Genomic DNA, 22183 nt, shown 5'->3' with positions numbered 1-22183 from the left:
TGGCCTGTAGAAGATCACAGTCGCTGGGTCCCCGCCTTCGCGGGGATGACGATCTTCTTACTTCGTGCAGCTTCATTTTTTCGCATCCAGCGCCAGGTTGATTTCCAGCACGTTCACCCGCGGCTGGCCCAAGAATCCAAACTGCGGACCCTGCGTATGCGCGGCGACCAATTCCGCAACCCGCTTCGGATCCAGGTTCCGCGCCCGCGCGACGCGTGCGATCTGCACCTGCGCGCCTGCCGGGCTGAGGTCCGGATCCAGGCCGCCGCCGGATTGGGTGACGAGTTCGCCGGGCACGTCCCGCGCGGCGACACCGTCGCGCGCGGCCACTGCGGCCGTGATTTCGGCGATGCGCTTGCGCAAGTCGGGATTGGTGCGGGCCTGGTTGCTGCCGGCCGCGGACATCGGGTCGTAACCGGCGGCGGAAGGGCGCGGCTGGAAATAGCGCGCATCGGCGAAGGGTTGCGCGATCAGCGAGGAACCGACCGCCTTGCCGTCGCGGGTGACGATGCTGCCGGTGGCCTGTTGCGGGAACAGGGAACGGCCGATCGCGGTGCTGGTCAGCGAGTACAGCAAGCCCATGCCGAAGAGGATGACCGCGGCGAAGACCAGCGATGCGCGCAAAGCGCCACGATCCTGCAGTTGCGTATTGTGGGCAAGGGAGTTCATGGTGGATTCCTTAAGCGCCGATGGTGGCGGCCAGCGCCAGGTCGATGAGCTTGATCGCGACGAACGGCAACAGTACGCCGCCCACGCCGTACATCAGCATGTTCCGGCGCAGCAGCGCGGTGGCGCTGGCGGGCTTGAAGCGAACGCCACGCAAGGCGAGCGGGATCAGTGCGGGAATGATCAGCGCGTTGAAGATCAGCGCGGCCAGTACGGCGTTGGCGGGGCTGGAAAGATGCATCACGTTCAACGCGGCCATTTGCGGAATGGCCGCCGCGAACAGCGCCGGCAGAATGGCGAAATATTTGGACACGTCGTTGGCCAGCGAAAAGGTGGTCAATGCGCCGCGGGTGATCAGCTGCTGCTTGCCCACTTCGACGACGGCGAGCAGCTTGGCCGGATCCGAATCCAGATCGACCATGTTGCCGGCTTCCTTCGCCGCCTGCGTGCCCGAATTCATCGCCAGGCCCACGTCGGCCTGCGCCAGCGCGGGCGCGTCGTTGGTGCCGTCGCCGACCATCGCCACCAGGCTGCCCTTGGCCTGTTCGCTGCGGATCCGTGCCAGCTTGTCTTCCGGCGTCGCCTCGGCGATGTAATCGTCCACGCCCGCCTCGGCGGCGATGGCCGCGGCGGTGAGCGGGTTGTCGCCAGTGATCATCACCGTGCGCACGCCCATCGCGCGCAGGCGGGCGAACTTCTCCTTCACGCCGTGCTTGACCACGTCCGAGAGTTCGACCACGCCCAGCACATGCTTGCCTTCGCTCACCACCAGCGGTGTGGCGCCGCTGCGCGCGACCTGCTCGACCCGCGCGGTAAGCTCGTTCGATACCAAGCTACCCAGCGCTTCCACATGGCGTTTGATGGCATCGCCGGCGCCCTTGCGGATCGAACGGCCGCTTTCGAGATCCACCCCGGACATGCGCGTCTGCGCGGTGAATTGCAGGTAATGCGCCCTATCCGGCTCGGGGGCGGTACAGCCCTGTTCGCGCGCCAGCCTGACGATGGACTTTCCTTCGGGAGTGGGGTCGGCCAGCGACGCCAGCAGCGCCGCTTCGCGCAGCTGCGAGGCATCGACGCCGGCCAACGGATGGAACACGGTCGCTTGCCGGTCGCCATGAGTAATCGTGCCGGTCTTGTCCAGCAGCAGTACGTCGACGTCGCCGGCGACTTCAACCGCCTTGCCGGATTTGGCCAGTACGTTCGCCGACAGCGCGCGGTTCATACCGGCGATGCCGATGGCGGGAAGCAGACCGCCGATGGTGGTGGGAATCAGGCATACCAACAGCGCGATCAGCAGCAGCGGCGCGACCTGCACGCCGACGAAGGCGCCGATGGCCGGCAGCGTGGCGACAACGATGAGGAAGGTGAGCGTCATCGCCGCCAGCAGCATGGTCAACGCGATTTCGTTGGGCGTCTTCTGCCGGTTGGCGCCTTCGACCAGCGCGATCATGCGATCCAGGAAGCTGTGGCCGGGTTCGGCGGTGATACGGACGACGATCTCGTCCGACAGCACCTTGGTGCCTCCGATCACGCCGGAGCGGTCGGTTCCCGCTTCGCGCAGCACCGGTGCGGATTCGCCGGTGACGGCGGATTCGTTGATGGTGGCGAGTCCTTGGACGATCTCGCCATCGGCGGGAATCTGGTCGCCGGCGCTGACGATGACGGTATCGCCAGGGCGCAGGTCGGCGGCGGGCACGCTGGTTTCGGCGCCATTCGCACCCTGCTTGCGCGCTACCAGATCCTTGCGCGCGCGCCGCAGCGACGAGGCCTGGCCACGGCCGCGCGCTTCGGCGATGGCTTCGGCGAAGTTGCCGAACAGCACAGTGACGAACAGGATGACGGTGACCGACCAGCCGAAGCCCGGCGCGGCCACACCTGCTGCCGTGATGACGGCCGACAGCAGCGTGCCCGCCATCACGATGGCCATCACCGGACTTCTGAGCAGGTGGCGTGGCGACAGCTTGAGGAAGGAGTCGCGCAGCGCGCTGCGCAGCGCCGCAGCATCGACCAGGGCGGGTTTGCGCGGTGGATGGCCGTGGAAAGTGGTTTCGCTCATTTCAATGCTCTCAGTGCGCCATCGCGGTCAGCGACAGGTGATCGGCGATCGGGCCCAGCACCAGCGCGGGCATGAACTGCAGCACGGTGAGGATCGCCACTACCGCGATCAGGGTCAGGGCGAAGGTCGGCGTTTCGACATGCAGGCTGCCCGTGCTTTCCGGCGCCGGACGCTTGCGCGCCATCGATGCGGCTACCGCCAGCGGCACGATCAAGGCGGGATAACGTCCCAGTGCCAGGACCACGCTGCAGCTCAGATTCCACCAGTAGGTGGCGTCGCCCAGGCCCTCGAATCCGGAACCGTTGTTGGCGTAGGCCGAGGTGTACTCGTAGAACACTTGGCTGATGCCGTGGAAGCCCGGGTTGGAGTTGCCGGTGATCGACGGAATCGCGAGCGTCAACGCAGTGAACCCCAGCACCACCAGCGGCTGCAACAGGACCAGCAACGCCAGCAGCTTGACTTCCGGCGCTTCGATCTTGCGGCCGAACAGCTCGGGTGTGCGTCCGGTCATCAGGCCGGCCAGAAACACGCTAAGCAACAAGTAGACGAGAAACTGCTGCAGCCCGCAGCCGATACCGCCCCAGATGGCGTTGACCAGCATGTTGACCAGCGTGTCCAGCCCGGTCAGCGGCGCTAGCGAATCGTGCATCGCATTGACCGATCCGTTGGAAGTCTGCGTGGTCACCGATGCCCATAGCGCGGACGCTTCCGCGCCGAAACGCACTTCCTTGCCTTCCATCAACGCAGCGTCGGAAGCAGTGGCCGAATGCGCTTCGGACCATACCGCCAGGCCGGTGGAGGCGGCCGACATCAGCAGCATGCTGCCGAAGACCATCGCGGTGAGTTTCCTGCGGCCGACCAGCGGGCCGACCATGAAGACCACGGCCAGCGGGATCAGAATGATGCCGACGACTTCCAGGAGATTGGAGAACGGGGTTGGATTCTCCAGCGGCACCGCGCTGTTGGGGCCATACCAGCCGCCGCCATTGGTCCCCAGTTGTTTGACCGCGACCATCGCCGCAACCGGTCCCAGCGGGATTTTCTGGTTCACCATCTGCGTGTTCGCCATCTGCGCGCTGGCATCGATTGGAGTTGCCGTCGGCCCTGCGGCCAGCGTCGAAGGCACGCCTTGCGAGGTCAGCAGCACAGACCACAACAGGCACAACGGCAGCATGAAGCGAACCGTGGCGCGGGTGACGTCTGCCCAGTAATTGCCGACATTGGCCTCGCCGGTGTCATGGGCATTCTTTTCCTTGCCGCCGAACAAGGCGCGTAAGGTAGCCACCACCAGCGCCAAGCCCATCATCGGCGTGACTACCTGCAGGCCGACGATGCCGACCATCTGCGACAGATAGGAAAGCTGTGCCTGACCGGAATAGTGTTGCTGATTGGTGTTGGTGAGGAACGACACCATGGTGTGCAGCGCCAGATCCCAGCGCATGTTGGGGACGGCGTCGGGATTGAGCGGCAGCCAGGCCTGGGTCATGAACAACAGCCAGACCAGTACGCCGACCGCGAGGTTGCTGAGCAGGAATGCCTTGGCATATCCGCGCCAGCTCATACCGCGCCGAGGGTCGGTGCCGAGCAACTTGTAGACCGACTTCTCGGGCCAGCCGAACAGGCGGTCGCCAGGCATGGGAGCGCCGCGCATGACCTTGGCCAGGTAGTGACCCAAGGGCCAGGCCAGGCCGATGGCAAGCGCGAAGACGAGCAGGATTTCGGTCATGTCCGTAATCCGCTCAGAACTTTTCCGGGCGCAGCACCACCAGCAGCAGATAAGCCGCCGCCAGGATCACTACGATTCCGCATAACAAAGACAACCAGCCAGGCATCAGCGTATTCCTCGGATATTCCAGGGAACGAAGTGTCGGCTTGGTGTGCGTAAAAGCTCCATTCGCAGGGAGCTATTCCGCGTAAATTCTCCGTAACAACTACAGGCTACGGCGTAGCTATCGCTGCTATTGGCCGACTTAACGGGTCTCGAATGCCTGCTTTGGTTCGGAAACTGTCACTCGCTACTCCACAAGTATCCGAGATATCCATGTCCGCTATCGCTCAAAGCGGACATGACTAGGACGGAATCGCACCGATTTGCTGCAATAACCCCAGTAAGTCCGGTTGCCCACGCTCTTCGACAAATTTCCCATCCGACAAACGATAGATGTTCATGGCCTGAACTTGAATGGATTTTCCGGTCGCGGGAACGCCAAAGAAGAGACCTTTATGCGTGCCACGCATAATGAAGCGAGCCGCGATCTTGTCATCCTCGGCGATCATCTCTTCCAGCGTCCATTGGATGTCAGAAAAGCCGGAGCGCATCATGGCGATGATCTCCAGGTAACCCTCAGGTCCCTTCACAGGATCGGCGCGCCCCGGCACATGGAAGACGGCGTCGGTAGATATGAGTTCTTGGGCAAGTGCTTCACTGGCGGTATTGATGAATTCCAGAAAGCGCGACATTACCTGCTTGTTTGATTCCGTTGTCATGGTGCACCTCGCATTGGGTGAAGATGATACCGCCGTCCGACGAAACGACGGCGGCTCGGTTTGGAGCTGATCCTTCGGATCCAAGCGGGGAAGTTGCCGTGCCCTGCCGGCATGTCAGCGGTCGATGACGGCCATGTTCCCTTCGTCGTGGCGTTCGCCGGCGGCCGGCGTGAGGTCGTTCAACCGCTCGATCTGATCGACGCTCAGCTCGACGCCGTCGGCGGCGGTGTTTTCCTCGACGCGGGCGACGCGCTTGGTGCCGGGAATCGGGGCGATGTCCTCGCCCTGCGCCAGCAGCCAGGCCAGAGCGATCTGCGCCGGTGTGGCGCCCGTCTCTGCGGCAACGGCCTTGACCTCGTCGACGATGCGCAGGTTGCGCTGGAAATTCTCGCCGCTGAAGCGCGGGTTGGTCTTGCGCCAATCGTCGTCGGAAAGATCGTCGGGCGAACGGATCTGACCGGTGAGGAAGCCATGGCCGAGCGGCGAGTACGGAACGAAACCGATGCCCAGCTCGCGCAGCAGCGGCAGCAGTTCGGCTTCCGGATCGCGGGTCCACAGGGAGTACTCGGTTTGCAGCGCGGCGACCGGATGCACGGCGTGAGCGCGGCGGATCGTGGCGGGACCGGCTTCGGACAAACCAATGTGGCGGATCTTGCCCTCGGCGACCAACTGAGCCAGCGCACCGACGGTCTCCTCGATCGGCGTGGCCGGATCGACACGATGCTGGTAATACAGGTCGATGTGATCGGTGCCCAGCCGCTTCAGAGAACCTTCGACTGCGGTCCGTACATTGGCCGGACTGCTGTCGATGATGCCGGGGCCACCGCCGGCGTGCGAGACCAAGCCGAACTTCGTCGCCAGCACGATCTGGTCGCGGCGACCCTTGAGGGCGCGACCGACGAGCTCCTCGTTGGCGAAGGGGCCGTATATTTCGGCGGTGTCGATATGGGTAACGCCCAGGTCGATGGCGCGATGGATCGTGCGAATGGATTCATCATCGCTGCCGTCGCCAATGTTGTAGTAACCGGACATCGACATGGCGCCGAGTCCTATGCGGGAGACTTGCAGTCCGCCGATAGATATTTTCTTCATGAGAGTGTCCCTTGTTGGTGCGCGCAGGAGTGAACCCGTACGCGCTGATGTCAATTAGCTGCGAAAAGCCTGGGCCCAGACTTGTCTGCGCCTGTGCAGTTACTTGGTCGGTATGGCGCATCTGTTGGAGGACGGACAGAAGGTCCAGCTGGGCGCGTCACTTGGGCTATCCATGTCGGTCTCCTTGGTTGATGGGTTAGTTTCGAGGTAAGTCAGTTTCCTCATCTGCCCCTTCAACCGTTTGCCGGAACCGCCGCGTTGTTTGCCTAAAATGACGATCCAGCGATAAAAGGCGCGCAGCTTACGTTAGTCACGCGTTAAAGTAGCTTCCGCCAGGAAATACACCGGAATCAGCCATGCGCAGCCATCTACCTCCCCTGCCATCGTCGATCGCCGCGCTGGCCCAAGCCATCTCGGGAGTTGCCCATACCGACGGCGACTACACCACCGCCATTCCTGCGCTTTCGCTCCATCGCCGTAACGCGCCCACCAAACCCTTGCATTGCATCTACACCCTGGGATTGGGAGTCGTGGCACAAGGCACCAAGCAGGTCATGCAGGGCGAGGAGGTGATGGACTACGCTCCTGGGCAGTCCATGCTGACCACTATCGATCTACTGGTCGTCTCGCATGTCACGCGGGCCAGCATCCGTGAGCCGTTTCTGGGCTTGATGCTGACGCTCGAGAGCCGCCAGATCGTCCAGATGGCCTCCGAAATGGAGCTGCCGCACCGTCTGAGGGACTCTGCCTTTCGATCGATCTCGATCGAAACCTTGGACCAGTCCATCGTCGACGCCTTGATTCGGCTGATCGGACTGCTGCACGAACCGGCACTGCTTCCCCGTCTGGCGCCGCTGATACAAGAAGAGATCACCACACGCCTAATGACGGGCCCCCATTCCCCGCACTTGCATCACCTTGCTGCAAACGGTTCGCCCAGCCAGCACATCGCCAAAACGGTCGCCTGGTTGAAGCAGAACTTTACCCAGACGTTGCAGATGGACGATCTGGCTGCTCGCGCGCACATGAGTCCCTCCACGTTCCGACAGCATTTCCGCGCCATCACCGGCACCAGCCCACTGCAGTACCAGAAGCAGTTGAGATTGCAGGAAGCGCGGCAATTGATGCTCAACCAGAATATCGACGCAGGTAACGCCGGCAGTCTTGTCGGCTATGAGAGCCCCTCGCAGTTCAGTCGCGAGTACAGCCGTCTATTCGGCGCACCGCCGCAGCAAGATGCCAGGCGCCTGCGTCTCAGCTAGTTATTCAACGGGAAGACATCGCACATTGCCTCACATGGAGCAATGTGCTTCCCGCCTCGAATCGTTAATTCGATTGGTCAACCACTTCCACCGGGGCGGCGTTTCATTCGAACGCCATGCACAACCATCTGATGCCACTCCCTTTCAGAAACCCCGCGACAAAACCAGCTCGCGCTCCAGGGTGCGGGCACGGACATTCGTCGTGGCCGACGAGTCGCTCGAGCGCAGCCGTTGTGAAAGCGTCTTGGCCGCAGTACGCAACTCCGGCACGGCGGTAATCTCCCAGAGATGCCCCCGCAGAAGCGGCCCGACGCAATAGAGATCGGGAATGCGGCTGCCATGCTGATCCAGTACTTCCAGATCGTCCGTCACATTGACGCCCAACCCCTGCGCATCGGCGCTGATCAGGCCCGCCTCGCGCAAATGCGATGCCAGCGGATGGGTGGTGCGGAGAATGTCGGTATCCAGACCGGTCGCGCGGATCACATAGTCGTACTGCTCGACCCGGTTCTGCTCCTTTCCGCGCTCGCGGATGAGCGCGTCCGCGCCGTTCGCCCGCAACCCGGCCCTGAGCAGGCGCGCGGCGCGCACCTTGAGTTGTCCCGAGACCTGCAGGCCTTCCAACAGCTCGCCCACCTCGGGGGCGACACGATGGCGAACGACTTCCCAGTAGGAACGAACATGGCGCAGGAAGCGCGCGCGTTCCTGCGCCGACAATCCGCGCCAGAACGTCTGGGTGTGTGGCCGTAGTGCGTCGACCGCACTACGCCAATCCGGTACGACATGGGACAAGGAGCGAATGGCGTCTACGAGCTGGCGGACATCGTGTTTGCGGAGCGCCTGGTGAACGCTGGGTGGCAGTTCGATCGGCGCGCCCGGCGCGGGCGTATGCGATTGCGGCAGCAACCCGTGGCGGGAGATCGCCACGATTTCCCCGCGGTGATTTCTACGCGCGAGACTCGCCGCCACGTCCGCCATGGTCAAGCCGGTGCCGATGATCAGCACGCGGGCCTGCGAATCGATCTGGCCCAGCGCATCGTCCTGCCAAGGCCATGCGATGTAGCGGGGATGCCGGGCCAGCCTGGGTCCGATGCCTATCAGCCGCTGCGGCGGCAGCGCACCCAGTGCGAGCACGACCCGATCGCTGGCGAAATAGCTTCCGTCCTCCAGGTGCACGCGAAAGCCATCGCCGAGCCGATTGATGGCGATGGCCTCCTGGCGCAGCAGGGTCAGGTTGTTGGCCCGGTCCTTCGCCTTCTGCAGGCGATCGATCAGGTATTCGCCGTAGGCCAGACGAGGTAGGAAACCTTCCCGTCCCTGCCGACCCAGATTCAACCAGTCGGCGAACTCCGCTGGATTGTCCGGATCCGCACCCAGATGCCCGGCACGGACATTCAGCACGTGCTCCGGTCGCGTTTCGCCGTAGGCCACGCCGCGCGCGAAAGTGTCTTCGACGCCGACCAGACAGACTTCCGTGGTCTCGTCTTCTGAGGCCAACAATGTCGCCAAGGTGCTGCCACTGAATCCCGCGCCGATGATCGTGATCCGCATCGCATGTCTCCCGGTAAGGCCGGACGACTTTCTAGCAATCGATCAGCGCGAAAGTGTGATGAAAAAGTTATCGCCGCTCGCTTTTCTTCTTCATTCTCGACGACAACTGCACGAACGCTTTGTTCTTCAAGGGTTGTCGGCGCCCTCCGTGGCTGATAGCCAATACTCATCTCCATATGAGCAACCGCGCGATTAGGCCACCGACGGCAGCTTCGCTAGCAACTTGTCCAAGGTGATCGGGTATTCGCGCACGCGCACGCCAGTAGCGTTGTAGATCGCGTTGGCGACGGCGGCGCCGACGCCGCAGATGCCGAGCTCGCCGACGCCCTTGGCCTTCATCGGCGAGGACATCGGGTCGGTCTCGTCCAGGAACACCACCTCCTGGTGCGGGATGTCGGCATGCACCGGCACCTCATAGCCGGCCAGATCGTGATTGACGAAGAAGCCCAGTCGTTTGTCGACCGCCAGTTCCTCCATCAACGCAGCGCCGGCTCCCATGGTCATCGCGCCGATCACCTGACTGCGCGCCGATTTTGGATTGAGGATGCGACCCGCAGCGCACACGGCGAGCATGCGCCGGATGCGTATCTCGCCGGTGGCCGCATCCACCGCCGTCTCGACGAAGTGCGAAGCGAACGTAGATTGCTGGTACTTCTTGTCGAGATCGCCGTACTCGATCAGGTCTTCGACCACGATCTCGGCCTCGCTCGCGGCCTGGCCAAGCGGCACGCTGCGGTCGCCCGAGCGGACCTTGCCATCGACGAACTCCGCGGTGGCGGCATCGAAGCCGAGCTTCTGCGCCACGGCTTCGCGCAGCTTCACGCAAGCGGCATAAACGCCGGCGGTCGAGTTGTTCGCGCCCCATTGGCCGCCCGACCCCGCTGAGACCGGGAACGCGGAATCGCCCAGACGCACGACCACTTTGTCCAGCGGCAGGCCCATCATCTCGGCGGCGGTCTGGGCGATGATCGTATAGGTGCCCGTGCCGATGTCGGTCATATCGGTTTCGACGGTGACCACGCCGCTGCGGTCCAGCCTGACGCGAGCGGCCGACTTGGCGAGCAGATTGTTGCGGAAGCCGGCGGCGACGCCCATGCCGACCAGCCAGCGTCCCTCGCGCGTGCGGCCGGGCGTGGCGCTACGCTTGTTCCATCCGAATCGCTGCGCTCCACTCCGCAGGCATTCGACCAGTTGCCGCTGCGAGAAGCGCCGCTCGGGCTTTTCGGGATCCACCTGCGTATCGTTGAGGATGCGGAACTCGATCGGATCGATACCGAGCTTCTCCGCCATTTCGTCCATTGCGATCTCGAGCGCCATCAGACCCGGCGCTTCGCCTGGCGCGCGCATCGCGTTGCCTTCGGGCAGGTCGAGCGTGGCGAGCCGCGCAGCCAGCATGCGGTTGGCGCCTGCATAGAGAAGCCGCGTTTGCGCGATCGCATTCTCGAGTCCGCCCCCGGGCAGATCGCCGGACCAGCCTTCATGGCCGATGGCGGTGATCTTGCCCTCCTTGGTCGCGCCGATGCGGATGCGCTGGATCGTCGCCGGGCGATGGGTCGTGTTGTTGAACATGAAGGGCCGCGTCAGCGCGACCTTCACCGGTCGCCCGGCGGCCCGGGCCCCCAGTGCCGCCAACAGGGCGTCGGCGCGTATCCACAGTTTTCCGCCGAAGCCGCCACCGATATAGGGCGAGACCAGGCGGACGTTTTCCTTGGGCAAGCCGAGCGTGGTCGCCATGTCGCTCTTGCTCCAGTCGATCATCTGGTTCGAGGTCCAGAGCGTCAGCTTGTCGCCTTCCCATGCGGCAATGGAGGCATGGGGCTCCATCATCGCGTGGGCATGGTCGGGCGTGGTGTAGGTCGCATCGATCTGCACGGGCGCCGCGGCGAAGGCGCCCGCAAAATCGCCCACCGCAATGTCCGCCTGTTCGCGCGTGGACGCAACCGCCGAGCTCTTGGCGCTCGCCAGGTCGAAGGCGCCCTTGCTGCGGACATAGTCGACGCGGATCAGCTGGGCGGCGGCGCGCGCCTGCTCGAAGGTTTCGGCGACGACCACCGCGATCGCCTGATGGTAGTGCTCGATCTCCGGGCCGCCGAGAAGCTTGGCGGTGTTGAACTTGCCCTTGCCCAGCTTGCCGGCATTCTTGGCCGTGACCACGGCGAGTACGCCGGGCGCGGCGCGGGCGGCGCTCGTATCGAGCGACGCGATCCGGCCCTTTGCTATGGAGGCGCCGAGCACATGCCCATAGGCCTGGTTGGGCGCTACATCGTGCCGCTCGTAGGCATAAGGTGCGGTGCCCGTGGTCTTGAGCGGACCATCGATCCGATCGGTGGACTTGCCAACGACCTTGAGCTGGTCGATCGGGTTGGTGGTCGCGGGGGTATCGAATTTCATCGCGTCAGCCCCTTGCCTGTGCCAGTACCGCACCGAGCGTGCGCTCGACCAGCGGCAGCTTGAATGCGTTGTCGTGGGTCGGTTTGGCGCCGTCGAGAAGTCCTGCCGCCACCGCCTTGGCGCCCTGCGGCAACAGCGCTTCTGCGGCCTCGACCCGCCATGGCTTGTGCGCTACGCCGCCGATCGCGACGCGTCCTGAACCATCGCGTTGAACGACCACGGCCACCGAAACCAGGGCAAAGGCATAAGAAGCCCGGTCGCGCACCTTGCGATAAATGTGCGTGCCGCCAATCGGTTTGGGCAGCGTCACCGCCGTGATCAGCTCGCCGGACTCGAGCGCCGTTTCGATGTGCGGCGTGGTACCGGGCAGCCGATGGAACTCCGCAATCGGGATTGCACGGGCCGAGCCATCGGCCTTGACCGTCTCCACCGTCGCATCGAGGGCGCGCATCGCCACCGCCATATCGCTGGGATGCGTGGCGATACAGGCATCGCTCACGCCGATCATGCCGAGCTGGCGGCTGTAGCCGCCGATCGCCGCGCAACCGCTGCCCGGCAGACGTTTGTTGCACGGCTGATTGGTGTCGTAAAAATAAGGACAGCGAGTACGCTGAAGCAGATTGCCCGCGGTCGTCGCCTTGTTGCGGAGTTGACCGGAAGCGCCGGCGAGCAACGCGCGCGAAAGCAACCCATAATTGCGCCGCACGCCACTATCCGCGGCCAGATCGGTATTGCTCACCAGCGCGCCGATGCGCAGGCCGCCGTCCGGGGTGCGTTCGATCTTGTCCAGGCCGAGGCGGTTCACGTCGATCAGATGCGTCGGCGTCTCGATTTCGAGTTTCATCAGATCGAGCAGGTTGGTGCCGCCGGCGATGAACCGCGCACCCTTGATGCGTGCGGCGGCGGCAGCGGCTTCGGCCGGCGAACCGGCGCGCTCGTAGCTGAAGGCTTTCATACGCGGCTCCCGGCGACTTCGCTGATCGCATCGACGATGTTGGAATAAGCACCGCAGCGGCAGATGTTCCCGCTCATCCGTTCGCGCAGTTCCGCCGCCGTTACCCGGGGACGGGAAGTCAGGCTGGCGCTGGCGTGGCTGGGAATTCCCGCCTTGATTTCGTCCAGCACCGCGACCGCCGAGCAGATCTGTCCAGGCGTGCAATACCCGCATTGGTAACCGTCGTGCTTGACGAAGGCGGCCTGCATCGGGTGCAGGTCTTCGGGCGTGCCGAGCCCTTCGATGGTGGTGATGGTGTCGCCCTCGTGCATCACCGCCAAAGTCAGGCAAGCGTTGATCCGGCGGCCGTCGACAATCACCGTGCACGCGCCGCACTGGCCGTGATCGCAGCCTTTCTTGGTGCCGGTCAGGTGCAGGTGCTCGCGCAAGGCATCGAGCAGCGTGGTCCGCGTATCCAGCTCGAGATCGCGAATTTTGCCATTGACGGTCAAGGAGGTCTTGGCCATCACCGGCGCCTTCGACGCCGCAGACGATGTGGCGGTCGCAGCCAATGAGCCGGCACCGGGCACGGCCGCCGCGGCCACGGATGCGGCACCGGCGATCAATACCTCGCGGCGGGTCAACTTGGGAGCGTCGGAATCATGCATAGGGAACTCCTAGAAATTACGAATCCGAATTGTCTGACGCGCTGCGCGGGTCGCACCGTTGCCCGCGAAGCCTAGTCCGAAGGTCGGGCGAACGAACCTGCTCTACCGCCATGCCGCCGTCTGTTCCATCACCGCATTGAATCCAAACCTTGTTACGTCCTGTTGAGCGAAATGAGTCTACCGGGTGCGCACGCGGGCATTGGTCGCGAATACCACATGAAGTCATGAATCAGATTCATCAATTGCGCTTGCGCGCTTCATAGCTTTCCCACCTACAAGTCGGCATGCACACTTTCTTCGCTGGCCATTAAAGGGTTGGCCGCCCTCTGCCGTGGCGAAGCACGACGCCGGCCATCCTGATCGGCCGCGTGTTAATCGACCGTCTTCGCTGCCCTGGCCTGGCAGGAACCGCCCGCTCGAGGCCATTCCTGAAGCCACTAAAACTTTTGTGAAAACGCGGGCTTCCAACGCACACGCTCTTCTTATTCCCGACTGCCTATATTCCTGCTCGCGACGGAATGCGTCGCAAGATTGAGATACGACAATGGCTAGCAAGAACCCTCCTAACCAGCAGCAGCGTAAAGACAGCAATCAAAAACAGATGGACCGGGACGACCAGCGTCAGGCCGGCCAACGCCAGCAGGGCCAGGACGATCAGCAGAAGGGGCGTCAACGCCAACAGGGCGACCAGAACCCGCAGCACCAGCGCCAGCAACAGCACTGATACCGCAGCCGATAACGCCGGCGACTCCCCCGGGCGCCGGCCTTTCCCATTCGAGGAGTTCGAGCACCATGGGCAGGACATCTAAGTACGATTCGAAGCAGTTGACCGAACTATTGCTGCAGGCGCTGGAGACCGAACGCGGCGGCATCCAGATCTACACGGCCGCGATACCGGCAGCGCAGAACGAAGAGCTGAAGGAGGAATGGCAGGAATACCTGGAAGAAACGCGAACCCACGAGGAGATTCTCGTCCGCGTGTTCAGCGCGCTGGGAATGGACACCGAACAACGGAGTCCCGGCCGTTCGATAGTCGCGCAGCAGGGCAAGTCGCTGGTCGTGGCGATCAAGATGGCGATCGAGGCCGGCGATCCCGCTGCCGCGGAGTTGGTCGCGGCCGAATGCGTCGTCCTGGCCGAAACCAAGGACCACCAGAACTGGGAGCTGATCGGCCATGTGGCCAAGCACGCGACCGGCGGCGAAGCCAAGGTGCTCAAGACCGCATTCGATGCGGTGGAAAAGGACGAGGACCATCACCTGTACCACACCAAAGGCTGGTGCCGCGAACTCTGGATCCAGTCGCTGGGTTTCCCTGCGGTGTTGCCGCCGCCCGAAGAAGTGAAGAAGGTGGAAACCGCGATCGGCGCCTCACGCGCCGAACAGGCACGCGATCGGTTGCTCTGAGCGCGACGTCGCTTCCAGCAGAAGATGGGCCTGGCCGCCCCTGGCGGCCAGGTCCCGAGGGCGGAGAACATCTTGATCACCGGCCATCGCTTAACGGTGATTTTACAAAGCATGGACGCAGCCCTGATGCGACGTTCATGAAGATGATCCGCACATCGGTTCCACTGGAGGAGGCAACAATGGGATCCGCGATTCCGCTGGGCGAATTCAAGAATGTGATGCTGGATATCGATTCGGAACTGGACTACTGGCGCCAGAACTACACGCAGGCCGCCTTCCACAGGACGTCCCGTCCGTTCGACCAGTATCTGCCCACCCTCAAGTTCGGATACGACATGTATCTGCTGAATCATGGCAGCGGACTGGAAGCGCTATTGCCCACCATGCGCGCCAGATACGAAGCGACGACGGACAGCGACCAGTGCCTGGATTGGCCGCTCGCCGAGGCCGTCATCCGCGAGACATGGAAACGCATGCGCCCGCAAATCAATCATCGGGCGAAAGGCGCCGGAGATTCGATGATCGCATCGCCCATGGCCGGGTTGCCGCATCCTGCGTACCAAGCCGTATAGCCCGGGATGCCAATCGGTTTTCCGCGCCCGGCTCCGGCTCGACGATGGACGGCTACTGCTTCGTCTATGTCTTCCCATGCGCGTGGGAAGATCACTGCAAGATAGGATTCTCGCGCGACCCGCTGTCGCGGATCCAGGCCTTGCATCGCCGCTGGTTCGAATTCTTCGATCTCGACCGCGCGGTGCTGGTGGAGACCGAGACCGTGCGCGATGCACGCGATCTGGAACTCGAGTTGCGGCGACCGCTGCGCATTCACAACGCGCCCGCGCCGCTGACCGTGCGCAAGGAAGCCGCCGGGCATACCGAATGGTTCCGCGGCGCCTCCTCGCAACTGGAGCGGGCGATCTACCTGCTGGAACAGCGTGGCCATGCCGTCCACGCGCCGCTGCGGACATGGCTGCGATCGGAGCTGCTAACGCGTAGCGATCGTTTGTACGCGTGGACCCAGACCCAACTGTCCCCGGACGAACTCGAGGGTTCTGCAGGACCGACGCCGGCGCAACGCTTCGTGCGCGACGCGCTGGACGCCTACGCTGCGCTGGGCATCGAGCTGGAGCCGCTGCTCGCGCCGGAAGTGCTTCGCTGGTACCGCAGAAGAACGCTGCCGGATTTCGATGAAAGTGCTCACAGCCTCGGCTGAACAACAAGACTGTTCTCCTTCGCTTTTGGCGAGCAGAATGCCGCCCCGCTTATGGAGATACCCGATGAAGAACTGGCTTTTTCTGGCTATTGCAATTGTCGGCGAGGTAGTGGCGACTTCGGCGCTGAAGAGTAGTGAGGGATTCACCAAACCGTTTTCTTCGGCCGTGGTTCTGGTCGGCTACGGCGTGGCCTTCTATTTCCTGTCCCTGGCCCTGAAGTCGATTCCCGTCGGCATCGCCTACGCGGTCTGGGCCGGGCTGGGGATCGTCCTGGTCGCGGCCATCGCCTGGATCTTCCACGGACAGAAGCTCGATGCGTGGGCGCTGCTCGGAATGGGCCTCATCGTCAGCGGCGTTGCGGTGCTGAATCTGCTGTCCAAGACGAGCGCCCATTGAACGGCGTTATGCGATCGGGAGATAGGCTGCTGCGGACACAGACCGTGGTCCAGCAGCAGCCCTTGTTTCACCAGAAACTCGCGTACAGCGCGCACAGGATCGCCACCACCGCGATGCTGGCGATATTGAACGACGGGCTGGTCGCATAGCTGACGTCGCCGGTCTTGATCCGGTCGCTGACCCCGGAGGCTTTGCTCGCCAGCGACACCACGATCGCGAGCACCAGGGCCAGCAGGAACACCAGGCCGACGCGATCCATGAACGGCAGCGACGGCCACGCCAGCTTCAACGCCACCGATAGCGCGAACGAGCCGATCGCCGCGGCCAGCGCGCCGGCCTCGTTGGCGCGCTTCCAGAACAGGCCCAGCACGAAAATCACCACGATGCCCGGAGTGAAGAAGCCGGTGTATTCCTGGATGTATTGGAAACCTTGATCGAAGCTGCCCAGCAACGGACGCGCGGTCAGAATGGCCAGAATGAGGGAAACCGTGGCCGCAATGCGGCCGACGCGCACCAGCTTGGTTTCATCATGGTTCTTGTGCTGCTTGGCGTAGAAGTCCAGGGTGAAAATGGTGGCGACCGAATTGATCTTGGAAGCGAGCGAAGCCACGATGGCCGCTACCAGCGCCGCGAACACCAGGCCCAGGATGCCGCTGGGCAGGATCGTCATCATGGTCGGGTAGGCCTGATCCGGACGCGGCAGATCCTTCGCCAACACCACCGCGGCGATACCCGGCAGCACCACGATCACCGGCATCAGCAGCTTGAGGAAGGCGGCGAAAACCACGCCCTTCTGCGCTTCCTTGATGTCCTTGGCCGCCAGCGCGCGCTGGATGATGTACTGGTTGAAGCCCCAGTAGCTGACATTCATGATCCACATGCCGCCGATCAACACGCTCAGTCCCGGCAGGTCCTTGTAGAAGGGACTGTCCTTGGACAGGATCATGTGGAAATGCTCGGGGTGCGCCTGCCACAGCTTGCTGAAGCCGGCCACGATGCCGGCGCCATCGCCGATCTTGCTGAGCGTCAGCGCCGACACCAGCAGGCCGCCCAACACCAGCAGCGACACTTGCACGATATCGGTCAACGCCACCGCTTTCAGTCCGCCGTACAACTGGTAGACCAGCGCGAAAATTCCGAGCAAGGCCAACGCCAGCATCTGGTCCATGCCGGTGATCTGGGCGACGGCCAGCGAACCCAGCCATAGGATCGAGGTGAGATTGACGAAGACGTACAGCCCCAGCCAGAACACGGCCATCAGCGTACGGATCTTGGTGCCGTAACGCTCCTCCAGGAACTGCGGCATCGTATAGATGCCGTTGCGCAGGAAGATGGGCAGGAAGAACTTACCCACGATGAGCAAGGTGATCGCCGCCATCCATTCGTAGGAAGCGATCGCCAGACCGATGGCGTAGCCGGAACCGGACATGCCGATGATCTGCTCGGCCGAGATGTTGGCCGCTATCAACGAAGCGCCGATCGCCCACCATGGCAGCGACTTGCTGGCCAGGAAGTAATCCTTCGCATCCTTCTGATGGCCCCCTTTTTCGCGCGAAACCCATTGCGCCAGCACGAAGATGCCGGCCAAGTAGGCCACTACGATGGCGATATCCAATGTCGACAGGCCCACGATGCTCTCCCCTTGAGTACTACCGATGATGCGGATGCCCGGTCATTGGACCGGGCAATCTGCCGTTGCTTCCGCTTCGTTCAACGCGCCCAACGCTATGCGCGAAACCGACAGATCCAGTGCCGCCGCACTCTCCAGCACCGGCACCTGGGTCAGCTTGCTCACGTCCGCGCCCGCCTTCACGAAGCACTTCAACGGCACGCCGACGACCTTCCACTGGCCTTGCGGCAGCGCTGCCAATGTCTTGTGCAGATCGACGCGGCCGCTGCAGCCTTCGCCGCAGCCCACGCCCAGCCAGACCGGTGCGGTGATCGCACTGTCGCGGCGCAGGGTCAACTGCAGTTGTACGTCGCCATTGCTCTCGCGGCTGATATCCAGTGGCGTGCCGGATGCCAGCGCCAGCTTCGCCGCAGTGGAGCCGGACCATTGCAGGCGACGCGCGTCTTCCTGCGCCTTGTAGTCCACCGCGCTCAGTTTCAGGCTGCCATCGGCCAGCGCCGCCGGCATCGTGGTCGCCGGCATGTTGGCTTGGGAAGCGCTGGACAGCTGCAACGCCAGGCCCACGGACGGCTTGCCCTTGGCGAAGAACACGCCGCTGGCCGACTGCTCGCCGGACACACCCGAATCCTCCGGCAGAGGCGCCAGGTCGCCCTTGTCCGCATAGGTCAGACCGAAGCCGAATGCGAACTGCGGATCGTAGTCTTTCTGCCCCACGTTGTTGGCGTACTGAACAGCGGTGCGCGGCCAGCTGAAGCCGAGCTTGCCCTTGAAGTCATGCTGCACGCCACCGTCGGACTTGCGCAGCAGCACATCGGCGATGCCTTCGCCCTCGGACCCAGGCAGCCAGGCGGCGACGAACGCATCGGCGGCGTTTATTTCGCGGTTCATCCACAGCGGGCGACCACTCAGGAACACCGCCACCACCGGGATTCCGTCCGCCTTCAGGCGCTTGATCAGCTCCAGGTCGGAGTCGTTGCCCGGGTTATAAAGCAGGGTGGCGATGTCGCCCTGGAATTCGGCGTAGGGATTTTCGCCGAAGACCACGATGGCGGCGTCGGGCTTCTGTTTGTACTTGCCGTCCACCGCCAGTTCGGCTTTGCCGCCGGCCGCTTTCACTTGCGCCTGCAGACCTTCCCAGATGGAATCGGCATTCGGGTAATCCGCGCGCGTGGTGCCGGTGCCCTGCCAGTTGAGGGTCCAACCGCCGGACTGCTTGCCGACGTCGTTGGCCCCATCGCCGGCCACCAGGATGTTCTTGTGCGGATCCAGCGGCAGCACGCCGCCCTGGTTCTTCAGCAGCACCAGCGATTCGCGCACCGCCTGACGCGCCACCGCGCGGTGCTCGGGCGCGCCCAGCAGTTCGAACTTGCCGCCCAGCGGCCGCTGCGAGGGCTTGCCGGCTTCGAACAGACCGAGGCGGAATTTCACCCGCAGAATGCGTCGCACCGCATCGTCCAATCGTTCCATCGGCAGCGTGCCGGCTTTCACCGCCGCCACCGCGGTTTCGTAGAAACCCTTCCAGCTGTCCGGCGCCATCGCCATGTCCAGGCCCGCCACGATCGTGGCCGGGCAGTTGTCGTTGGTGCAGCCCTTGACCTGGCCGTGGCCGTTCCAGTCGCCCACCACGAAGCCGCCGAAATTCATCCGCCCTTTCAGCACTTCGGTCAGCAGATGCCGATTGCCGTGCATCTTCTCGCCGTTGACGCTGTTGAACGAGGCCATCACGGTCTGCGCGCCCGCGGCGATCGCCGGCGGATAACCGGCGTTATGTATGCGCGCCAATTCGGCTTCGCTGATCTTGGTGTCGCCCTGGTCCTTGCCGCCGGTGGTGCCGCCATCGCCCAGAAAATGCTTCACCGACACCATGACATGAGAACCATCCAGGAAGTCCGGCGCACCGGCCTTGCCCTGCAGGCCTTCGACCATCCTGCCGGCGAAGCTGGCCACCACCTCGGGCGATTCCGAATAGCCTTCATAGGTACGTCCCCAGCGATCGTCTTGCGGCACCGCCACGGTCGGTGCGAACGCCCATTCCATGCCGGTGGTACGTGTTTCGACGGCGGTAACCTTGCCGATCTTTTCCATCAGGTCCGGATTGCGGGTCGCACCCAGACCGATGTTGTGCGGGAACAGCGTCGCGCCGACGATGTTGCTCTGGCCGTGCACCGCATCGATGCCGAACAGGATCGGGATGGCTTTGCCGCCCGTGCTCGTATCCATCGACGCTTCGTAGAACGCATCGGCCAGCGCCAGCCATTGCGCGGGAGTGGCGTTGTATTTGCCGCCGGGATCGGAATTGCCTCCGGCCAGTACCGAGCCCAGCCGGTATTTGCGCACGTCTTCCGGCGTCAGGCTGGCGATATCGCCCTGCACGATCTGGCCGACCTTTTCTTCCACCGTCATCTTCGCCATCAGCTCATCGATGCGCTTCTCGAGGGCCGGATCTTCGGCCAGCGGCCAGGCGACCGCAGGCCACGGCGAAGCGGCGTCGGTCGTAGCGGCAGCGGTGGGCTTTTCTTCGTCCCGGCAGCCCGCGGCAAGCAACGCCAACGCCACGGGAATGGCCAACAGCAAAGCGGGACGAGAGCGGAAACGAAAACAGGAAGACGCAGCGAGTGTGTTCAATGTCGTGGCTCCATCAAGCGTAAATAAGATGAGGTGCAGGCCAGCCGTACCGGCCGACCTTGCCCTGCTTCCAAACCAGGCCGAGCGGATGCGCGCAAGTCATGGTGCGACCCGACTTGCGCGGCCCGACGCCGACGCCGATAAGCGCAGCGCCGACCACGCCCCCCAAAAACCGTGTCAGCCTTCCATCTGTTCCAGTTCCCGGCCCTTGGTTTCGTACACATACTTCAGCACGAAGAACACCGAGATCACCGCGGCCACCGTGTAGATGCCATAGGCGCCGGCCAGACCGATGCTGGTCAGCAGGATCGGGAAAGTGACGGTGATGACGAAGTTCGACGTCCACTGCGCCGCGCCCGCCACCGCCAATCCGGAACCGCGGATCTGGTTGGGGAACATCTCGCCCAGCATCACCCACATCACCGGACCCCAGGACATGTTGAAGAACACCACGTAGACGTTGGCGGCCACCAGCGCGAGCATGCCCATCGAATCGGACATCGCCAGCTTGCCTTGCGCATCCAGACCGGCGCTGGCGAAGGCGTAGGTCACCAACCCCAGCGACACCGCCATGCCGGCCGAACCGATCCACAGCAACGGCTTGCGGCCGATCTTGTCGATCAACACCACCGTCACCAGGCAGGCGCCGATGCTGAGCGCGCCGGACAGCACGTTGATCAGCAAGGCGTCGCTCTCGGAGAAGCCGACCGCCTGCCACAACACCGCACCGTAGTAGAACACCACGTTGATGCCGACCAACTGCTGGAACGTGGCCAGACCGATGCCGATCCAGACGATCTTGCGGACTTTCCCGCTCGCCTTGTCGACCAGATCGGAAAGACGCGGACGATGATGGTCCGCCGACAAAGAGCCTTCGATCTCGACCAGTTTGGTCTTCGCTTCTCCTGCTCCGTACAGGCGGGTCAGCACTTTCAACGCATCTTCCTTGCGGCCCTTGACCACCAGATAGCGCGGGCTTTCCGGAATCAGCAACAGCAGCAGCAGGAAGATCAAAGAGGGAATCGCCATCATCCAGAACATCCAACGCCACGCCGCAAAACCCATCCACAGCGTTTCGGTGGAAGCGCCTGCGGTCTTCGCCAGCAGGTAGTTGCTGAGGAAGGCGCAGAACAGGCCGCCGATAATCGCGATCTGCTGCACCGTCGCCAGGCGTCCGCGGTAGCGGGCCGAGGCCACTTCGGCGATATACGCCGGCGACATCACGCTGGCCGCACCGACCGCGAAACCACCCAGTACGCGCGCGATGATGAAGACCGTCGAGGTGTTGGCCATGCCAGCGCCCAATGCGGAAAACAGGAACAGCACCGCCGAGATGATCAGCACCGCCCGCCGTCCCCAGCGATCGGCCAGACGGCCGGCGAAGAACGCGCCGACCGCGCAGCCCAGCAGCATCGAGGCCACTTCGAAACCGGTTCCGGCGGAACTGGAATGGAAGGTCTGCTTGAGTCCATCGACGGTGCCGTTGATCACACCGCTGTCGAAGCCGAACAGGAAGCCGCCGATGGTGGCCACGCAGCTGATCAGAATGATCAGCTTGGTGTTCTCGCCGCCATCTACGGATGCCTTGCTAAGGGGAATGCTATTCATAGGATGCCTTTGGTAAGTGCAACTCGAATGGGTAAGGATCTACGGGTCGGCAACGCTAATGCGACGGCGAGTGTCAGCGCAACAGATACTGGTTCAAGAGGTTTTCGTAACGCTCCTGCTTGCCGCTGATCTGCTTGGGCTCGCCGTTGTTGGCCGCCAGCGTGCGCAGATCGGCCAGGGCCAGCTTGCCCTGCTCGAA

At 63.3% G+C, this 22183-nt stretch carries 19 protein-coding genes; 6 read left to right on the top strand and 13 right to left on the bottom strand.

The window, feature by feature from the left end; all coding sequences use genetic code 11:
• Positions 1-72 precede the first annotated feature (72 nt).
• The 6 genes from kdpC to J2W94_RS14650 all read right to left on the bottom strand — a co-directional run bounded on the left by kdpC (position 73) and on the right by J2W94_RS14650 (position 6301).
• Positions 73-669 (bottom strand): potassium-transporting ATPase subunit KdpC, encoded by a 597-nt coding sequence (gene kdpC, locus J2W94_RS14675; RefSeq protein ID WP_310094964.1) that lies wholly within the window; start codon positions 667-669, stop codon positions 73-75.
• A 10-nt stretch (positions 670-679) separates the two neighbouring features.
• A complete protein-coding gene (gene kdpB / locus J2W94_RS14670; protein ID WP_310094961.1) occupies positions 680-2722 on the bottom strand; it encodes a potassium-transporting ATPase subunit KdpB in 2043 nt (680 codons plus the stop codon).
• Positions 2723-2732: 10 nt separating this feature from the next.
• Entirely contained in the window at positions 2733-4448 is a 1716-nt protein-coding gene (kdpA, locus tag J2W94_RS14665) for a potassium-transporting ATPase subunit KdpA (RefSeq protein ID WP_310094958.1), read from the bottom strand.
• A 13-nt stretch (positions 4449-4461) separates the two neighbouring features.
• Entirely contained in the window at positions 4462-4554 is a 93-nt protein-coding gene (locus J2W94_RS14660) for a potassium-transporting ATPase subunit F (RefSeq protein WP_310094955.1), read from the bottom strand.
• A gap of 238 nt (positions 4555-4792) precedes the next feature.
• Positions 4793-5209 carry an ester cyclase gene (locus J2W94_RS14655; RefSeq protein ID WP_310094952.1) on the bottom strand — a complete coding sequence of 139 codons (417 nt, stop codon included), beginning with the start codon at positions 5207-5209 and terminating at the stop codon, positions 4793-4795.
• A 114-nt stretch (positions 5210-5323) separates the two neighbouring features.
• Positions 5324-6301, bottom strand: a complete 978-nt coding sequence (locus tag J2W94_RS14650; RefSeq protein WP_310094949.1) for an aldo/keto reductase — start codon at positions 6299-6301, stop codon at positions 5324-5326.
• 356 nt (positions 6302-6657) lie between these two features.
• On the opposite strand from J2W94_RS14650, the gene J2W94_RS14645 reads away from it, so the two are divergent.
• Complete coding sequence (locus tag J2W94_RS14645; protein WP_310094946.1) at positions 6658-7563, top strand: AraC family transcriptional regulator; 906 nt, start codon at positions 6658-6660, stop codon at positions 7561-7563.
• A 144-nt stretch (positions 7564-7707) separates the two neighbouring features.
• On the opposite strand, the gene J2W94_RS14640 is transcribed toward J2W94_RS14645, so the two are convergent.
• The 4 genes from J2W94_RS14640 to paoA all read right to left on the bottom strand — a co-directional run bounded on the left by J2W94_RS14640 (position 7708) and on the right by paoA (position 13107).
• Positions 7708-9114 (bottom strand): FAD/NAD(P)-binding protein, encoded by a 1407-nt coding sequence (locus J2W94_RS14640; RefSeq protein ID WP_310094943.1) that lies wholly within the window; start codon positions 9112-9114, stop codon positions 7708-7710.
• 192 nt (positions 9115-9306) lie between these two features.
• Positions 9307-11505: an aldehyde oxidoreductase molybdenum-binding subunit PaoC gene (gene paoC / locus J2W94_RS14635; RefSeq protein ID WP_310094941.1), complete on the bottom strand. Its 2199-nt coding sequence runs from the start codon at positions 11503-11505 to the stop codon at positions 9307-9309.
• 4 nt (positions 11506-11509) lie between these two features.
• Positions 11510-12460 (bottom strand): FAD binding domain-containing protein, encoded by a 951-nt coding sequence (locus tag J2W94_RS14630; protein WP_310094939.1) that lies wholly within the window; start codon positions 12458-12460, stop codon positions 11510-11512.
• On the bottom strand, positions 12457-13107 hold the full coding sequence (gene paoA, locus J2W94_RS14625) for an aldehyde dehydrogenase iron-sulfur subunit PaoA (protein ID WP_310094935.1): 651 nt from the start codon (positions 13105-13107) through the stop codon (positions 12457-12459). Before paoA ends, J2W94_RS14630 begins: the two co-directional genes overlap by 4 nt.
• Before the next feature lie 544 nt (positions 13108-13651).
• Here paoA and J2W94_RS14620 point away from each other — a divergent pair.
• From J2W94_RS14620 to J2W94_RS14600, 5 genes are all read left to right on the top strand, one after another.
• Positions 13652-13831, top strand: a complete 180-nt coding sequence (locus tag J2W94_RS14620) for a hypothetical protein (protein ID WP_310094932.1) — start codon at positions 13652-13654, stop codon at positions 13829-13831.
• A 68-nt stretch (positions 13832-13899) separates the two neighbouring features.
• Positions 13900-14511, top strand: a complete 612-nt coding sequence (locus J2W94_RS14615) for a DUF892 family protein (protein ID WP_310094929.1) — start codon at positions 13900-13902, stop codon at positions 14509-14511.
• A 179-nt stretch (positions 14512-14690) separates the two neighbouring features.
• Positions 14691-15083, top strand: a complete 393-nt coding sequence (locus J2W94_RS14610) for a hypothetical protein (RefSeq protein ID WP_310094926.1) — start codon at positions 14691-14693, stop codon at positions 15081-15083.
• A gap of 44 nt (positions 15084-15127) precedes the next feature.
• Positions 15128-15724, top strand: a complete 597-nt coding sequence (locus tag J2W94_RS14605) for a GIY-YIG nuclease family protein (protein WP_310094923.1) — start codon at positions 15128-15130, stop codon at positions 15722-15724.
• Positions 15725-15788: 64 nt separating this feature from the next.
• On the top strand, positions 15789-16121 hold the full coding sequence (locus J2W94_RS14600; protein WP_310094921.1) for a Qac family quaternary ammonium compound efflux SMR transporter: 333 nt from the start codon (positions 15789-15791) through the stop codon (positions 16119-16121).
• A gap of 67 nt (positions 16122-16188) precedes the next feature.
• On the opposite strand, the gene J2W94_RS14595 is transcribed toward J2W94_RS14600, so the two are convergent.
• The 3 genes from J2W94_RS14595 to J2W94_RS14585 form a co-directional block, all read right to left on the bottom strand.
• A complete protein-coding gene (locus tag J2W94_RS14595) occupies positions 16189-17751 on the bottom strand; it encodes a sodium/sugar symporter (RefSeq protein ID WP_310094919.1) in 1563 nt (520 codons plus the stop codon).
• Positions 17752-17793: 42 nt separating this feature from the next.
• Positions 17794-20376: a glycoside hydrolase family 3 protein gene (locus tag J2W94_RS14590; RefSeq protein ID WP_310094915.1), complete on the bottom strand. Its 2583-nt coding sequence runs from the start codon at positions 20374-20376 to the stop codon at positions 17794-17796.
• A 177-nt stretch (positions 20377-20553) separates the two neighbouring features.
• Positions 20554-21984, bottom strand: a complete 1431-nt coding sequence (locus J2W94_RS14585; RefSeq protein WP_310094912.1) for a sugar porter family MFS transporter — start codon at positions 21982-21984, stop codon at positions 20554-20556.
• Positions 21985-22183: the final 199 nt, after the last annotated feature.

Origin of the sequence: Pseudoxanthomonas sacheonensis (genome assembly GCF_031455975.1) — a bacterium.
Taxonomy (GTDB): Bacteria; Pseudomonadota; Gammaproteobacteria; order Xanthomonadales; family Xanthomonadaceae; genus Pseudoxanthomonas_A; species Pseudoxanthomonas_A sacheonensis_A.
Note: the sequence above shows the minus strand (reverse complement) of the source record. Positions and strands in the feature narration are given on the sequence as shown.

What these genes read in the sequence shown, in the direction of transcription:
- J2W94_RS14630 (WP_310094939.1), bottom strand. Translation starts at nt 12,460, where the DNA reads ATGAAAGCCTTCAGCTACGAGCGCGCCGGTTCGCCGGCCGAAGCCGCT.
- J2W94_RS14605 (WP_310094923.1), top strand. Translation starts at nt 15,128, where the DNA reads ATGGACGGCTACTGCTTCGTCTATGTCTTCCCATGCGCGTGGGAAGAT.
- J2W94_RS14620 (WP_310094932.1), top strand. Translation starts at nt 13,652, where the DNA reads ATGGCTAGCAAGAACCCTCCTAACCAGCAGCAGCGTAAAGACAGCAAT.
- kdpB (WP_310094961.1), bottom strand. Translation starts at nt 2,722, where the DNA reads ATGAGCGAAACCACTTTCCACGGCCATCCACCGCGCAAACCCGCCCTG.
- J2W94_RS14655 (WP_310094952.1), bottom strand. Translation starts at nt 5,209, where the DNA reads ATGACAACGGAATCAAACAAGCAGGTAATGTCGCGCTTTCTGGAATTC.
- J2W94_RS14600 (WP_310094921.1), top strand. Translation starts at nt 15,789, where the DNA reads ATGAAGAACTGGCTTTTTCTGGCTATTGCAATTGTCGGCGAGGTAGTG.
- J2W94_RS14585 (WP_310094912.1), bottom strand. Translation starts at nt 21,984, where the DNA reads ATGAATAGCATTCCCCTTAGCAAGGCATCCGTAGATGGCGGCGAGAAC.
- paoA (WP_310094935.1), bottom strand. Translation starts at nt 13,107, where the DNA reads ATGCATGATTCCGACGCTCCCAAGTTGACCCGCCGCGAGGTATTGATC.
- J2W94_RS14645 (WP_310094946.1), top strand. Translation starts at nt 6,658, where the DNA reads ATGCGCAGCCATCTACCTCCCCTGCCATCGTCGATCGCCGCGCTGGCC.
- J2W94_RS14650 (WP_310094949.1), bottom strand. Translation starts at nt 6,301, where the DNA reads ATGAAGAAAATATCTATCGGCGGACTGCAAGTCTCCCGCATAGGACTC.
- kdpC (WP_310094964.1), bottom strand. Translation starts at nt 669, where the DNA reads ATGAACTCCCTTGCCCACAATACGCAACTGCAGGATCGTGGCGCTTTG.
- J2W94_RS14610 (WP_310094926.1), top strand. Translation starts at nt 14,691, where the DNA reads ATGGGATCCGCGATTCCGCTGGGCGAATTCAAGAATGTGATGCTGGAT.
- J2W94_RS14660 (WP_310094955.1), bottom strand. Translation starts at nt 4,554, where the DNA reads ATGCCTGGCTGGTTGTCTTTGTTATGCGGAATCGTAGTGATCCTGGCG.
- J2W94_RS14615 (WP_310094929.1), top strand. Translation starts at nt 13,900, where the DNA reads ATGGGCAGGACATCTAAGTACGATTCGAAGCAGTTGACCGAACTATTG.
- J2W94_RS14640 (WP_310094943.1), bottom strand. Translation starts at nt 9,114, where the DNA reads ATGCGGATCACGATCATCGGCGCGGGATTCAGTGGCAGCACCTTGGCG.
- paoC (WP_310094941.1), bottom strand. Translation starts at nt 11,505, where the DNA reads ATGAAATTCGATACCCCCGCGACCACCAACCCGATCGACCAGCTCAAG.
- kdpA (WP_310094958.1), bottom strand. Translation starts at nt 4,448, where the DNA reads ATGACCGAAATCCTGCTCGTCTTCGCGCTTGCCATCGGCCTGGCCTGG.